The sequence below is a fragment of the Desulfoprunum sp. genome (assembly GCF_053613775.1).
Genome location: NZ_JBSHXH010000004.1, coordinates 1,433,342 through 1,448,189, shown reverse-complemented (window position 1 = coordinate 1,448,189; position 14,848 = coordinate 1,433,342). Strand labels below are relative to the sequence as shown.

The window sequence follows — 14,848 nt, the reverse complement described above, 5'->3', positions numbered from 1 at the left end:
TCTTCTCTCTCTTTGTCATAGTATTTACGGCACGCTTTTGGTATGTCTTTTTAGGTTAAGAGTCAGACTTTGCGCCTGAAATACGTTTTCCTCTTCATTACTGAATGACATGAAACATCTCACTCAACTTGTTCTCGCCCTCCTGCTGCTGTTGAACTGCCCCCCGTCCGGTTTCGGGGAAAGTGCCGACAGCCGGTCCCCAGCCGATTTTCTGAAACGGAACCGGCTCATCGGTTACATGCTGGCCAAGCAGCTGCCGACCGTTCACCTCAGCGACAAAGCCATGGACGATGGGCTGGCGCAGGCGGCGTTCACCCTCTACCTCAACCAGCTCGATTCCCAGAAGAGATTCCTGCTGCAGAAGGATGTCGATCAGCTCAAGGCCTTCGCTTCCTACATCGATGACAACCTGGTGCAGGGCAACAATCCCCTGCCGGATGCCGGTATGGATATCCTGGGCGAACGAATCGACCAGGCCGAGAAGATGGTCGAGGCCATCCTGGCGGCGGGCATTGATTTCAATGTCGCCGAAACCCTCGAGACCGATCCGAAAAAACTGGCGTTCGCCAAAGACCTGCAGTCCCTGCAGGACCGGTGGCGAAAGATCCTCAAATCCGAGATCATCACCAGGTACCTGGAACTCGAGGACGATGCGAACAAGGCCAAGGAGAAAAAATCTTCGGAGGTGCTGCTGCAGGAGGCGAGGTCAAAGGTTGCCAAGCGGTATAAGGAGATTTTCCGCCGCCTGCGGCAGGAGACGCGGCAGGATCATTACGACCGCTACTTCAACGCCGTTGCCCGGGCCTTCGATCCGCACACCAACTACATTCCGCCGGCCGGTAAAGAACAGTTCGATATCAGTATGCGGGGCAGTCTCGAGGGTATCGGCGCCCTGCTGGAAGAGGACGACGGTTATATCACGGTCAAGGAGATAATCCCGGGCAGCGCCTCGGCCAGGCAGGGCCGTCTGCAGATGAAGGATATCATCCTCCAGGTTGCCCAGGGGGCGGAAGAGCCGGTCGATATCACCGACATGCGGCTGCGCGATGCGGTGCGCCTGATCCGCGGTCCCAAGGGCAGCGAGGTTCGGCTGACGGTGCGGAAGGCCGACGGGTCGAAGGAAATCATCCCCATCATCCGTGACGTCGTCCAGATCGAGGAGACCTTCGTCAAGAGCACGGTGCTGAAAAATATCGACGGCCGCAAGATCGGCCTCATCCATATCCCCAGTTTCTACCGCGACTTCGAGAAGACCAGCAATGGCGAAAACGCCAGGAACTCGACCGACGATACCCGCAAGGAGGTGCTGGCGTTAAAACAACAGGGGGTCGATGGCATTGTCCTCGATCTCCGCAATAACGGCGGCGGGGCCCTGGTCGACGCCGTCGACATCGCCGGGCTCTTCCTTTCCTCCGGACCGGTGGTCCAGGTCAAAAACAGTAACGGTTCGATCCGGGTGTTGAACGATGAAGACCCGGAGATGGTGTATGCCGGGCCGCTGGTGGTCCTGGTCAATGTGTTTTCCGCCTCCGCCTCGGAGATCGTCGCCGCCGCGCTCCAGGATTATCACCGGGCGGTCGTCGTCGGCGGCCCGACCACCCACGGCAAGGGGACCGTCCAGACCGTCATCGATCTCAATGACAATGTTTCGTTGCTGCATTTCAACAAAGACGACAACCTCGGCGCGTTGAAGGTGACGATCCAGAAATTTTACCGGATTACCGGGGGATCGACCCAATATAAAGGGATGGAACCCGATATTGTCCTGCCGAGCATCCTGGAAAGTCTCAAATCGGGGGAGCGTTTCCTCGAATACTCGATGCCGTGGAGCAGTATCGACCCGGTCACCTTTACGCCGTCCCAGGCGGTCTCTCCGGCCAAGATCGATGCCATCCGTACAGCCAGCACCCAGCGTGTTGCCAGGAACGAGAAGTTCAAGGCTATCCAGGATGAAATCGTCCGGGTGCAGGAACAGGTGGAAAACTCCGTCATCTCGCTCGATATCGACGACATGAGGAAAAAACAGGAGGAGGCCCGGCTGGCCAGGGAAAAGGTCGGCAAGCAGTTCGGTCTCTTCGGGGATGAGGGCCAGGCTGACGGCGAGACCGCGGAGGACGAGGAAGATGTGCAGCCAAGCGGCGCCGCGTGGCTGGAGGAAGTGCGGGAAGACCCCTATATCCAGGAGGCTGAATTGATCCTTGCCGATATGACCTGAACGACATGGCAGGCGATTGGGACGAGACAACCTCGGTGGATACCGATTCCGGCGGCCTGGGCGGCAGTAAAATATCCTTGAAAAAGAAATGGAAAGATGCTAGAAATCCGCTTTTATGAATGGTCATTCATTTGCCGAGGGTGGTGGATAACATGTTGATGATATTGAAATTAAATGATTCAAGGCGGTTGGCGGATGGACCTCGCTGAAGCGTTCAGGAACTATAAGGACAAGATTGTTGACCGATGGGTCGACTACACTCTGTCGACATACCAGTCTTCCAGTTTCTTTAAAAAGGAGCGGGATATATTTGCCAATCCCGTTGGCGGCAATATTCGCGAGGCCCTGAAAAAGCTGTTCTCCCTTCTTGTCAAGGGGGCTGGAACCGAAGAGATGATTCCGCCCCTTGAGCAGATTCTGAAAATCCGCTCGATCCAGGAATTTTCCCCATCACAGGCTGTAGCCCCACTGAACGCCGTCAAGCACATTACCAGAGAAATACTGGCTGCCGACAAAGAGCGTCGCCATCTGGTTTCCGAACTCTATGATTTTGAGTTTGCGGTGGATCTCGCGATCCTGGCTGCCTTCGATATCTACATGCAGTGCAGAGAGCGGCTGTATCAGACCCGGATACAGGAGATCAAGACGGGCACTCATATCCTTACAGACAGTAAATGCCCGTCAGCGGTGCAGAAAAATAAACTTCAGGATTCCATTCCAAAGGTCGAGAGTATTTAACTGGTCCCGGCTGATTGCATCGGTCCGGTGGCCCAATAACAGTTCATTTTGAAGTGAGGTAAGAAATGAAGTACGCCTTCTCATTTCTGGCAGTCATTGTGCTCATTCTGATTGCCGGGGTAGGATCCAAGATAGCGGGAATGCCATACTTTTTTGGTGTCTTTGTCCCCTATGTGGCCATCGCGATCTTCCTGGGTGGATTTGTCTACAGGGTGGTGCAATGGGCCAAGTCGCCTGTTCCCTTCCCCATCCAGACCACCTGCGGCCAGGGGAAATCGCTGGAGTTCATCAAGCACAACCGGCTCGAGGCCCCGGATACCACCGCCGAGGTCGTCGCCCGGATGCTGCTCGAGATCCTCACCTTCCGTTCTCTGTTCCGCAACACCAAGTCGGAGATCCATGACGGACCGAGAATCACCTACGAATCGTCCAAATGGTTGTGGCTGTTCGGGATCATTTTTCATTATTCCTTCCTGATCGTGGTGATCAGGCACATGCGCCTCTTCCTCAATCCCGTGCCCGAAGTTATCGCTTTTCTCGATTGGGCCGACAGCATGTTCGAGATCGGGGTGCCGAGCATGTACATGACCACCGCCGGATTGATCGGTGGTGCGGCACTGCTGTTCTCCCGGCGTCTGGTCAACCGGCATGTGCGTTACATCTCTCTTATGAACGACTATTTCCCGCTCGTCCTCATTTTTTCCATCGGTGTGACCGGCGCCCTGATGCGCCATTTCCTGCGCGACGGTATCGATATCGTCGCCATCAAGCAGCTGGCGGTGGGTCTTGTGACCTTTTCCCCGGTCATCAGCAGCGACATAGGCGCAATTTTCTATATCCATGTCTTTCTCGTCGCCACCCTGCTCGTCTATTTCCCATTCAGCAAGTTGATGCATCTGGGGGGTGTATTCCTCAGCCCCACTCGCAACATGAAGAACAACAGCCGGGCGGTACGTCATATCAACCCCTGGAATCCGGATATCAAACCCCATTCGTATGCCGAATATGAGGATGAATTCCGCGAGTTCATGGTCGATGCGGGCATCCCGGTCGAGAAAGAGTTGCCAGCGCAAAAAGATTGAAGCCTAACAGTTGAGACCCACAACCAGCTTATAAGGAATAGACAACGATGGCAGTGCCAAAATTAGAACAATTATCGAAAAGCGTAGTGCAGGGACCGTCCTTGGCAACTGGAGCGATACCAACCAGGGACTGGATGGATATCCCGGTACATTTCAAGGAGGGCAATTACGCCTATCCGGCAAAAAAAGAGAAGGTCGAATACCTCGACAGCCAGAGCGGACTTTCCTTTCCCAACGCCCGCATCTGGTCGCCGGAAGATGATGACTGGAAACTTCCCGAGAACTGGAAGGAGATCGTCCTCAACGGCCTGAAGGAGCGCCTGGGCAAGTTCCGTTCACTGAAGATATTCATGGACTGCTGTGTCCGTTGCGGTGCCTGTGCCGATAAATGTCATTTCTTCCTCGGCACCGGGGATCCAAAGAACATGCCGGTCCTGCGCGCTGAACTGCTCCGGTCGGTCTATCGGAATGACTTCACTCTGGCCGGCAAGACCCTCGGCCGGATGGCCGGTGCCCGCGAGATGACGGTCGGCGTGCTCAAGGAGTGGTTCATGTACTCCTACCAGTGCACCGAGTGCCGGCGCTGCTCCGTTTTCTGTCCGTACGGCATCGATACCGCCGAGGTGACGATGATGCTGCGCGAATTGCTGCACCTGGTCGGTATCGGCATCAACTGGATTCTCGAGCCTGCCTCCAATTCGAACAGGACCGGAAACCATATGGGACTCCAACCCCATACCTTCAAGGACAACGTCGACTTCCTCACCGATGACATCGAGAACCTGACTGGTGTCCGGATCACCCCGACCTTCAACCGCAAAGGCGCCGAGGTCCTCTTCATCACCCCCTCGGCCGACGTCTTCGCCGAACCGGGGCTTTATACCGCGATGGGGTATCTGATCCTGTTCGAGGCCATCGGTCTCGATTACACCTGGTCGACCTATGCCTCGGAAGGCGGCAACTTCGGTCTGTTCACCAACAACGAAATGATGAAGAAGCTCAACGCCAAGATGTACGCCGAGGCCAAACGCCTGGGCGTCAAATACATCATCGGCGGCGAGTGCGGCCATATGTGGCGGGTCCTGCATCAGTACATGGACACCATGAACGGTCCGGCCGATTTCCTCGAGGTGCCGAAATCGTCGATCACCGGCACTGTCTTCAGCAACGCGGCCTCCACCAAGATGATCCATATCAGCGAGTTTACCGCTGACCTGATCAAGCATGGCAAGCTGAAACTCGACAAGAGCCGCAACAGCCATGTCAAGGCGACCTATCATGACTCCTGCAACCCGGCCCGGGCCATGGGGCTGATGGACGAGCCGAGATATATCCTCGACCATGTTGTCGACTGGGTGGAGATGCCTGAGAACACTATCCGTGAGCAGACCTTCTGCTGCGGTTCAGGAACGGGTCTGAATACCGACGAGATCATGGAACTGCGAATGCGTTCGGGATTTCCTCGAGCCAATGCCGTTAAATACGTGCATGACAAACATGACGTCAACATGCTTTCCTGCGTCTGTGCGATCGACAGGGCGACACTGACCTCGCTGATGAACTACTGGAACCCGGATGTCAGGGTCTGTGGTATCACCGAGCTTGTCGGCAATGCGCTTGTGCTTGAGGGTGAATCACGAGGCGAGTTGGATGACGGCCTCAGAACTTTGCTTTAAATCCCGAACGGGATTAGAGGAGTCGCACATGTACAATAAAGGAACAATCATACCGGGACTGGTGATCTTCATCGTCTTCGTGACCTTTCCGCTCTGGTATAACGGCCTGAATGCAGGCACCGTACCGAAACCTGACCTCCCGGTAGGCCAGAAGGAGTGTGTCGCCCCTGTCGGTGAGATGAGAGATAATCATATGAAATTGCTGAACGAGTGGCGTGATGCCGTCCTCCGAGACAACGATCGGGTCAACATCAAGGTTGGCGGCAAAGAATACCGCAAGGGACTGCAGTTGGCGTGCATGCAGTGTCATACCGACAAGGAGAAGTTCTGTGACTCCTGTCACACCTATGCCGCCGTATCACCCACCTGCTGGGATTGCCACCTGACCCCCGCCGAGGCGGCAACGAAGAAGGAGACGCACTAATGGATAATACGAGAAGAAAATTTCTGAAGATCGCCGGAGCCGCCGCCCTTGCCGGCATAGGCGCACCTGCGATAGTGAAGTTGACCTCCCATACCGCCTTCGCCTCCGAGGAAGCCGGGCACGCGGCGCCGGTCCCCGGCGAGACCGGGGTCCATGGCGAAGCGGCTTCAACCGGGGTTCGTGTGGGAATGGTTATCGACATGCGTGTATTTGCCGTTCAGCCAATGCTGCTTGATCAGGCCATCGCCGCTTGCAACAAAGTCCACAACATTCCCCATTTTCCTGATCGCAAAAACGAGATCAAATGGATCTGGAAGGCGCCCTACGCCAATGTCTTTCCGGAACAGGAAGTTCTCCACAAGTCGGAAATGGCCAAGACCAAACCGTTTGCCGTTCTCTGCAATCACTGCGACAACCCGTCCTGCGTCAAGGCCTGCCCAACCAAGGCGACGTTCGTGCAACCGGAGAATGGAATTGTGGCGATGGACTTCCACCGCTGCATCGGTTGCCGTTTCTGTATGGCTGCCTGCCCATACGGGGCGCGAAGTTTCAACTGGCAGGATCCGCGACCGTTCATCACCAACTACAATCCCGATTTCCCGACCCGGATGCGCGGGGTAGTCGAGAAGTGCAACTTCTGCGGCGAACGCCTGGCCCTGGGCCTTGAGCCCGCCTGTGTCGAGGCCTGCAGCGGCACAGGGGCGATGGTCTTCGGGGATCTCAACGATCCTGATTCGGAGATCAGAAGAGTTCTCGACAAGGAATTTACCATCCAGCGAAATCCTGCTGCCGGCACCAAACCGTCAGTCTACTACATAGTGTGAGGTTGTCATGATTGAGAAAGTATTAAAAGGCAAATCAACATACTGGATGTGGCTTGCGGTGCTCGGCACCTTCATTGCCATCGGGGCGGCCTGTTATGTACGGCAGTACATGTTCGGGCTGGGGCTGACCGGCATGAGCCGTGACGTTTCCTGGGGGCTGTACATTTCCCAGTTCACCTTTCTGGTCGGAGTCGCGGCGGGAGGTCTGATGCTGGTGCTGCCCTACTATGTGCATGACTACAAGGCCTTCGGTCGGATTACGATTCTCGGCGAGTTCCTCGCCATTTCGGCCTTGATCATGTGCCTGATGTTCATCATGGCCGATCTCGGCCAGCCGCTCCGTGGCCTCAATGTCATCTTTTTCGCCACTCCCCATTCCATGCTGTTCTGGGATATGTGCGTGCTCTGGGGATATCTGATCCTCAACTGTCTCTGCGGTTGGGTCATCCTGACCGCCGAGCGCAAACAGGTGCATCCGCCGAAGTGGATATATATCTTCGTGTACATCTCCATTCCCTTCGCCGTTTCGATCCATACGGTCACCGCCATGCTGTACTGTGGTCTGCCCGGTCGGCACTTCTGGTTGTCGGCGATCATCGCCCCCAGGTTCCTGGCCTCGGCCTTCGCCGCCGGTCCTTCCCTGATAGTACTCGCCTGTCTGGTCATGCGTAAATTCGCTGACTTCGACGCCGGCAAGGAGGCGATCCAGAAGCTGACCACGATCATCATGTATGCCGCGATCATCAACACCTTCTTTTTCCTGCTCGAATTCTTCGTCGGTTACTATTCGGAGATGCCGGGACACATGCACAGTCTCGAATACCTGTTCTTCGGTCTCGAACACGATGGCCATGTCTACAACAACCTCGTTCCTTTCATGTGGACGGCAACCGCCTTCAGTTTCACCGGTCTGGGTATATTGGCGTACATCAAGATCGCCAAGGTCTTCGATTATCGTCTGGTCGGTACCGCCGCCGCGCTGATCTTCTTCTCTCTCTGGGCCGATAAGGGGCTCGGCTTCGTCTTCGGCGGATTTGTACCCAATCCCCTGAATGAGGTAACCGAATACATTCCAACTGCCAATGAACTGGGGATCACCCTCGGTATCTGGGCGACCGGCTTTTTTATCCTGACGCTGCTGTATAAGATTGCAGTCGGTGTTGAACACGAGATAGAAGCGTAATCTGGTTCCATCCAAAGAAAAGCCCCCGAATTTTCGGGGGCTTTTTTTTTGCTCCAGTCTCGGATATATTCCTACGAACAAGAAATTCTGCCCATGTGACAGATGTGAAAACATTCGTAGAGCAAAAGAGAGTTCTGATTCTCTTTTATACATTCAGCAGTCAGACCCGGAATCTGTTGAACAGCCTGGCCAAGGGTCTGAACGAAGGCGGAGTCGAAGTCCGGTTCGAACCGTTGAAGCCCTTGGAACCGCCGCCATTTCCAGTCGGATCCTATTTCGGCGCGTTTAAAATGATGGTAGCTGCTTTTCTGATGCGCCCGGTTGCGGTAGCGCCACCTGATAAAAATTGCCTTTCGAACTGGGATCTTATTATCTGTGCCGGACCTACATGGTCATATCACCTGAGCGGACCGATGGTCTATTTTCTCCAGCATTATTCTGCCGGACTGCTGGCTGGCAAGCTCGTCCTTCCCCTCATATCCTGCAGAACCTATTGGCGCCTGCATGCCTGGGAGATGGGCAGATATATGGTGAAGAGCGGTGCCAGGGTCATGCCTCCACTGGTCTTTCGCCATCCTTGTCCAGGGCTCTGGTGTGCCATTGGGGTCTTTATCAAGATTGCCGGGAAAATACCCAGAGGCTGCCGGTCGTTGGTTCAGCGGCATTGTCCGAGATATGGACACAGCCCGCAGCAGATCGAAGAGGCAAGAGACCTGGGAGCACGTCTTGCCGAAGTCTTGCGGGAGGGGGAAATCGATGAGAATTCAAGGATTGAAGGAGTTCTCAGAAAAGGGAGCCGTCGAGATAGCTCAAGTAAAGTGTGCTGATTTCCTGAGAGAAGAGCATATACATCAATGCTGCAAGCGAGAGAAAGGGACCAAACGGGATTCGAGTCGATAAACCTTCCTGGCGCTCGATGACCATCACCAGGATGCCGACGAGAGCGCCGCTCAGGGAGCTGGCAAAGATCACGAACGGCAGCGCCTGCCAGCCGAGGAAGGCACCGATCATCGCCAGCAGCTTGATATCGCCGCCACCCATGCCCTCTTGTTTTCGCAGGAAGAAATAGAGCAGGGCGATACCGTAGAGAATCCCGCCGCCGCAAAGGATGCCGATCAGGGAATCCAGCCGGGAGATCAGGGGGGAGAAGAATGACAGGATGAAGCCGGCCATGATCCCTGGCAGACTGATCATGTCAGGAATGATTTGATGCTGGAGATCGATGAATATGATCACCAGCAGGGCGGCGCTGAAGAGAAAGAAACCGCCGCCGGTGATGGTGAATCCGAAGCGATAGACAACGGCGGTTGAAAGCAGCGCCATTGCCGCCTCCACCGATGGATATTGCAGGGAAATTCGGCACCGGCAGTGGCTGCACCGACCTCCCAGGAAAACATAGCTGAGGAGTGGGATGTTCTCGTACCACCTGAGGCCGGCCTGACATTTCGGGCAGTGCGAGGCGGGAAAGACAATCGACTCTTCCGGATGCGGCAGGCGAAGAATCACAACGTTGAGAAAGCTGCCGACAATGGCGCCAAAGAGAGCGGCGAAGGTCAGGATCAAAGGTTCGCTATTCATCAAGGAAATCCGGCCTTGTTCTGTCGTTAATTGATAAAATGTGCTGATACCGGACAACAATGTATCCAGAATGATGACCCAATACCAGGAAAAAGCTGCTGTTATTCGAATAGAGCGGTTGTCCGGCGACAATGTCCGCCTCACCTTCGATTGTCCTGACATCGCTGCCGCCGCCTCTCCCGGGCAATTCGTGATGATCAGGGTGGGGACCGGCAATGACCCCTTGTTGCGGCGGCCATTTTCCATCCACCAGACCGATGAGGATGGCCATCTCCAGGTCTATTTCAAGGTTGTCGGGCGGGGCACCGGGATGCTTGCCGCTGTCAGGGAAGGTGCGGAGGTCTCGATCCTTGGACCTCTTGGCCGGGGCTTTCAGGTGGCAGATTCGCCCGCCTGTCTGGTGGGCGGTGGGCTGGGCATGGCCCCTCTGCTCTTTCTCGCCCGGAAACTGAGTCAGTTGAAGCGTGATCGTAGTCGGGACACCATCATTCTGGGAGGTCGCACCAGCAGTGAAGTCGAACCCCTGGTAAAAGATTTCGAGGAGTTCGGGATGACCGTCGTGGCAACCACGGACGATGGATCGTACGGTCAGCGCGGTTTCGTCACCGCCGCCTTTTCCTCTCTCTCCCTGCCTTCCCCGTGCACAGTCTATTGCTGCGGCCCGGAGCCGATGCTGGCCGGGATGAGCGTCCTCTGCCGGACGCGAGGGTATTCCTGCCAGGTATCGGTCGAGAGCGTCATGGCCTGCGGCATGGGGGCATGCCTCGGGTGCAGCAAACCGAACCGGGACGGCGGCTATGTCCATGTCTGTGTAGATGGACCGGTCTTTGATGCGGAGGAGATGGCATGGAATATCTGAAGGGTGATGTGCAGATTCCGGATCTCCGCGTCAACATTGGTCCCCTCTCTCTTGCCAACCCGGTGATGACGGCCTCCGGGACCTTCGGCTATGCCCGGGAATTTGAGTCGCTCCTCGACCTCGGCCGTCTCGGGGCGATCATCGTCAAGGGAATATCTCTGCATCCGCGCTCCGGCAATCCGCCCCCCCGGATCATTGAAACCGCCAGCGGCATGTTGAACGCGATCGGCCTGCAGAACGTCGGAGTCGACCGGTTCATCGTCGAAAAAATTCCCTACCTTGGCACGCTCGGGGTGCCGATCATTGTCAACATTCTTGGCGACAGCCTCGATGAATACCGGCATATCACCGAAAAACTCTCGGCCTGCGAGGTGGTGGCGGCGATCGAGATCAATATCTCCTGTCCGAATGTGAAAAAGGGCGGCGTCGCCTTCGGCGCCGATCCGGCGATGGCGGCGGCGGTCACCCGTACAGTCAGGGAGACGACCTCCGTCCCGGTGATCGTCAAGCTGTCACCGAATGTCACCGATGTCACGGTCATTGCCAAAGCTGTCGAAGAGGCCGGGGCCACCGCCGTGTCGCTGATCAATACCCTTATCGGGATGGCCATCGATCTCAAGCGGCGACGGCCGGCGCTGGCCAATGTCTGTGGTGGTCTCTCAGGACCGGCGATCAAGCCGGTGGCCCTGCGCATGGTCTATCAGGTGGCACAGGCCGTTTCCATTCCGGTGATCGGCATCGGCGGTATCGCGACGGCCGAGGATGCGCTCGAATTCATGCTGGCCGGGGCGACCGCCGTGCAGATTGGGACTGCCAACTTCGTCAACCCGCGGGCGTGCGAGGAGGTTATTGATGGCATCGGCGACTATGTGCTCCAGGAAAAACTCGCTTCGGTCCGGGAGATGATCGGAGCCTTGCAGGTGGGATGACCCGGTCGTCGACCGGGATTGCCGCTTGTCGCCGTCTCCATGGGCAGGGCGGGCTGACCGGTCCCCTGGCGGCAGGAGGCCCGGCGGCAGGTCGATTGACCGATGCCGGCAACCGGGTTGCAACCTCAACCCCGAAATATTACATCGAATTGAACCAATTATGTGGGAAATTAATGGGATGACGGAGGTGTACGGGATAGTCGGCAACCCGGTCGGCCATACCCTGAGCCCCATGATGCACAATGCCGCCTTCGCCGCACTGGGCGAAAACCGGGTGTACCTGGCGTTTCAGGTGGAGGACATCGCCGATGCGGTCAAGGGTATCAGGGCCTTGAATATCAGGGGGGTGAGCGTCACCATCCCGCACAAGGAGTCGATCATCACCTGTCTTGATACGGTCGATCCGGTGGCGTTGAAGATCGGGGCCGTCAATACGGTCAATGTCGTTGGCCAAGGGGGGACGAGGCTTCTCTGCGGCTCCAACACCGACTGGGTCGGGGCCAACCGGGCCCTCGCCAATCATATCGATCTGCGGGGCCGACACGTCGTGCTCCTCGGCGCCGGAGGATCGGCAAGGGCCCTCGCCTTCGGACTGATGGAGGCCGGGGCCAGGGTCAGTCTCTGCAGCAGGACGGAGGCGCGGGGACGAAAACTGGCGGCCGATCTGGGCTGCCCGTGGCACCCCCTGACGGCTATCGACCGGCTGGTCGGGGACGTGCTTGTCAACGCCACCTCCGTCGGCATGAGTCCGAAGATCGATGACAGCCTCGTCGCCAGGGGGCATCTGGGAAACTTTGCCGTGGTGATGGATATCGTCTATTCTCCATTCGAAACGAAGTTGCTGCGAGAGGCCAGGGAGGCCGGGTGCAAAGTCGTCTATGGACTGGAGATGCTGCTGTATCAAGGGGTCGCCCAGTTTGAGCTGTGGACCGGCCAGGCCGCCCCGGTGGAGTTGATGCAGGCGGTATTATGGCGGGCCACCGGAAACAGTTCTGAATGAAACTGAACCAGATGGCAGGAACGAATGATGAGGGGAGACGATGATTGAGATCCAACCGGTACCGTCGGTCAATGCGGAATTGAGCGTCCCGGGTTCCAAGAGCCTGACGCAACGGGCACTCATTGCTGCCGCATTGGCCAGGGGAGAGAGCAGGCTCTGCGGCCCTCTGGTCAGTGAGGATACGGAATACTCGGCCCAGGCGCTGGCCCAGCTTGGAGTCAGGATTGACAGAGAAGACCAGGAGTGCTGGATCATTCAGGGAAATGGCGGCACCGTCCATGCGGACGGGACGACGATCTATCTCGGCAACAACGGTACGGCAACCAGGTTTCTCACCTCGGTTGCCGCCCTTGGCGATTCGGCCGTCACCATCGACGGCGACGAGCGGATGCATCAACGGCCCATCGGGCCGCTGATCGCCGCCCTGCGCGGCTGGGGGGTCGACATCGTCTCGGTCAGGGGCACCGACTGTCCGCCGTTGCTCGTCAACGCCCGGGGGATAGCGGGTGGCAGGACGATCCTGCCGGAAGGCAGGAGCAGCCAGTATCTTTCCTCCCTTCTGCTGGTCGCCCCCTATGCCCAACGTCCGGCCAGCCTCGAGGTCGACGGCGAGGTCCTGTCGAAACCCTATGTCAAAATGACCTTGTCGGTCATGGCCGATTTCGGCATTCTTGCCGACTGCACCCATGATTTCAAATCGTTTTCCATCCCGCAGGGGATGTATCGGGGACGGGAATATCACATCGAGGGGGACGCATCGAACGCCTCGTATTTCTGGGCCGCTGTCGCCGTTGTCGGCGGCAGGGTGACTGTGACCAATGTTCCGGCGCTCTCGCTGCAGGGTGATATCGGTCTTGTCCCGCTGCTGGCCCGGATGGGCTGCGAGGTGACGCAGGCCGGCAACGGTCTTTGCGTTGAGCGGAAAGGCGGACTCGAGGGCATCTCCGTGGATATGGGGGACATGCCGGATGTCGTTCCGACCCTGGCGGTTGTGGCGGCCTTCGCCCAGGGACGAACGGAGATCACCAATATCGCCCACCTGCGCATCAAGGAATGTGACCGGCTGCACGCCGTCGTCACCGAACTGCGACGGATGGGCGCTCAGGTCGAGGAGCACGGGGAGGCAATGATCATCCATGGCGATGGCGGCGATTGCCTCCGCGGGGCGGAGATAGAGACCTACCGGGATCACAGGATGGCGATGAGCTTCGCCGTGGCAGGCCTGAGAGTTCCGGGGGTGCGCATCACCGGGGAAGGATGCGTCGCCAAATCGTTTCCCGATTTCTGGAGCAGGTTCGCCCTGCTGACGTGAACAATCCGTCATAGGGAGTCTAGACCCTGGGCGTCGGAAGCAATGGCGGTACGAACTGGATCGGTCATCCTCCCGATGACAGGATGACACCCGGGCTGATTGAAGAAGTTGAAAAATTGACCAGATAGTTGACTGTGGTATTGAGACCAACCATTCAATGAGGGAGAGAAACAATGCGAGTTGCTGTTTTGGTTTGTCTGGCCATATTCCTTGCGTCCTGCACGCCTGTTCAGACGGGATCGGCGGGATCCAAGACGACTATTACCGGTGCCGCCGGCGGGAGTACCGCCGAGAACGCCAACACCTCATTCGAGCGATGCGCCGAGTCGTTTGGAACACTTGCCCTTCTGGAGGATCAGGAGGAGGACTGGTATTACATCATCATCCATGAGTACAGACTTCCTCCGACCTCCAAGCTCCTTCGCCTGATGGCTCAGCAGTCCAACTGCTTCGTCGTCGTCGAACGTGATCGCCGCGGCATGCGGGCGATGGAGAAGGAACGTGACCTCCAGGCATCCGGTGAGATGCGCGAGGGCAGCAATTTCGGCAAGGGACAGATGGTGGCGGCGGATTACACCCTGACCCCGAGCGTGACTTTCAGCAGCCAGGATTCCGGCGGCATGGGAGCGGCCGTCGGTACCCTGATGAGCACGTTCGGCGGCAGTGCCGGGACAGCGCTTGGCGTTGCCGGCGGCATGAAGAAGCGAGATGCGAGCACGATGTTGACTCTCGTCGAGAACCGTTCCGGGGTGCAGATCGCCGCAGCGGAGGGCAGCGCCTCGAAATTTGATATCGGCCTCCTGGGGGGGATCTTCAGCGGCAGCGGCGGGGTAGGGCTCGGCGGCTATGAAAAGACACCGCAGGGCAAGATCCTTGCGGCCGCCTTCGCCGATTCATTCAACCAGATGGTGCGGGCCCTGAAAAATTACCGTGCCCAGGAAGTCAGAGGCGGCCTTGGCAAGGGCGGGACGCTGAAGGTCGGCAACTGAGCGCCGCGGCAGACCCCGTGCATCTCCATGCCCTGTTGC

General features: G+C 57.4%; 14 protein-coding genes. 13 read left to right on the top strand and 1 reads right to left on the bottom strand.

All coding sequences use genetic code 11. The features are described 5' to 3' along the window. The first annotated feature begins 109 nt into the window (after positions 1–109). From ACWGKN_RS10570 to ACWGKN_RS10535, 8 genes are all read left to right on the top strand, one after another. Entirely contained in the window at positions 110–2,215 is a 2,106-nt protein-coding gene (locus ACWGKN_RS10570) for a carboxy terminal-processing peptidase (protein WP_035231095.1), read from the top strand. 195 nt (positions 2,216–2,410) lie between these two features. Next, a complete protein-coding gene (locus ACWGKN_RS10565) occupies positions 2,411–2,953 on the top strand; it encodes an RsbRD N-terminal domain-containing protein (RefSeq protein ID WP_035231158.1) in 543 nt (180 codons plus the stop codon). Positions 2,954–3,018: 65 nt separating this feature from the next. Then, positions 3,019–4,035 carry a sulfate reduction electron transfer complex DsrMKJOP subunit DsrM gene (gene dsrM / locus ACWGKN_RS10560; protein WP_452095167.1) on the top strand — a complete coding sequence of 339 codons (1,017 nt, stop codon included), beginning with the start codon at positions 3,019–3,021 and terminating at the stop codon, positions 4,033–4,035. 47 nt (positions 4,036–4,082) lie between these two features. After that, positions 4,083–5,711, top strand: a complete 1,629-nt coding sequence (gene dsrK, locus ACWGKN_RS10555) for a sulfate reduction electron transfer complex DsrMKJOP subunit DsrK (RefSeq protein WP_424253348.1) — start codon at positions 4,083–4,085, stop codon at positions 5,709–5,711. A gap of 28 nt (positions 5,712–5,739) precedes the next feature. Continuing rightward, the gene (gene dsrJ / locus ACWGKN_RS10550) at positions 5,740–6,135 is read left to right on the top strand and encodes a sulfate reduction electron transfer complex DsrMKJOP subunit DsrJ (RefSeq protein ID WP_035231087.1); all 396 of its coding nucleotides are present in this window, start codon (positions 5,740–5,742) and stop codon (positions 6,133–6,135) included. Next, on the top strand, positions 6,135–6,959 hold the full coding sequence (gene dsrO / locus ACWGKN_RS10545; protein WP_424253350.1) for a sulfate reduction electron transfer complex DsrMKJOP subunit DsrO: 825 nt from the start codon (positions 6,135–6,137) through the stop codon (positions 6,957–6,959). Before dsrJ ends, dsrO begins: the two co-directional genes overlap by 1 nt. Before the next feature lie 7 nt (positions 6,960–6,966). Further along, positions 6,967–8,142 carry a sulfate reduction electron transfer complex DsrMKJOP subunit DsrP gene (gene dsrP / locus ACWGKN_RS10540; RefSeq protein WP_035231083.1) on the top strand — a complete coding sequence of 392 codons (1,176 nt, stop codon included), beginning with the start codon at positions 6,967–6,969 and terminating at the stop codon, positions 8,140–8,142. Between the two features lie 104 nt (positions 8,143–8,246). Then, positions 8,247–8,969, top strand: a complete 723-nt coding sequence (locus ACWGKN_RS10535; RefSeq protein ID WP_452095166.1) for a hypothetical protein — start codon at positions 8,247–8,249, stop codon at positions 8,967–8,969. On the opposite strand, the gene ACWGKN_RS10530 is transcribed toward ACWGKN_RS10535, so the two are convergent. Continuing rightward, positions 8,926–9,720, bottom strand: coding sequence for a prepilin peptidase (locus ACWGKN_RS10530; protein ID WP_035231079.1), 795 nt, complete (start codon positions 9,718–9,720; stop codon positions 8,926–8,928). The two genes, ACWGKN_RS10535 and ACWGKN_RS10530, sit on opposite strands and share 44 nt — an antisense overlap. Before the next feature lie 70 nt (positions 9,721–9,790). On the opposite strand from ACWGKN_RS10530, the gene ACWGKN_RS10525 reads away from it, so the two are divergent. The 5 genes from ACWGKN_RS10525 (at position 9,791) to ACWGKN_RS10505 (ending at position 14,809) form a co-directional block, all read left to right on the top strand. Further along, entirely contained in the window at positions 9,791–10,579 is a 789-nt protein-coding gene (locus tag ACWGKN_RS10525) for a dihydroorotate dehydrogenase electron transfer subunit (protein WP_424253356.1), read from the top strand. Further along, positions 10,567–11,508, top strand: a complete 942-nt coding sequence (locus ACWGKN_RS10520; protein WP_035231077.1) for a dihydroorotate dehydrogenase — start codon at positions 10,567–10,569, stop codon at positions 11,506–11,508. Before ACWGKN_RS10525 ends, ACWGKN_RS10520 begins: the two co-directional genes overlap by 13 nt. 178 nt (positions 11,509–11,686) lie before the next feature. Then, positions 11,687–12,508: a shikimate dehydrogenase gene (locus ACWGKN_RS10515; protein ID WP_424253359.1), complete on the top strand. Its 822-nt coding sequence runs from the start codon at positions 11,687–11,689 to the stop codon at positions 12,506–12,508. A gap of 40 nt (positions 12,509–12,548) precedes the next feature. After that, positions 12,549–13,820, top strand: coding sequence for a 3-phosphoshikimate 1-carboxyvinyltransferase (gene aroA, locus ACWGKN_RS10510; RefSeq protein WP_452095165.1), 1,272 nt, complete (start codon positions 12,549–12,551; stop codon positions 13,818–13,820). A 173-nt stretch (positions 13,821–13,993) separates the two neighbouring features. After that, positions 13,994–14,809, top strand: a complete 816-nt coding sequence (locus tag ACWGKN_RS10505) for a CsgG/HfaB family protein (RefSeq protein ID WP_035231153.1) — start codon at positions 13,994–13,996, stop codon at positions 14,807–14,809. The last annotated feature ends 39 nt before the right edge of the window (positions 14,810–14,848 follow it).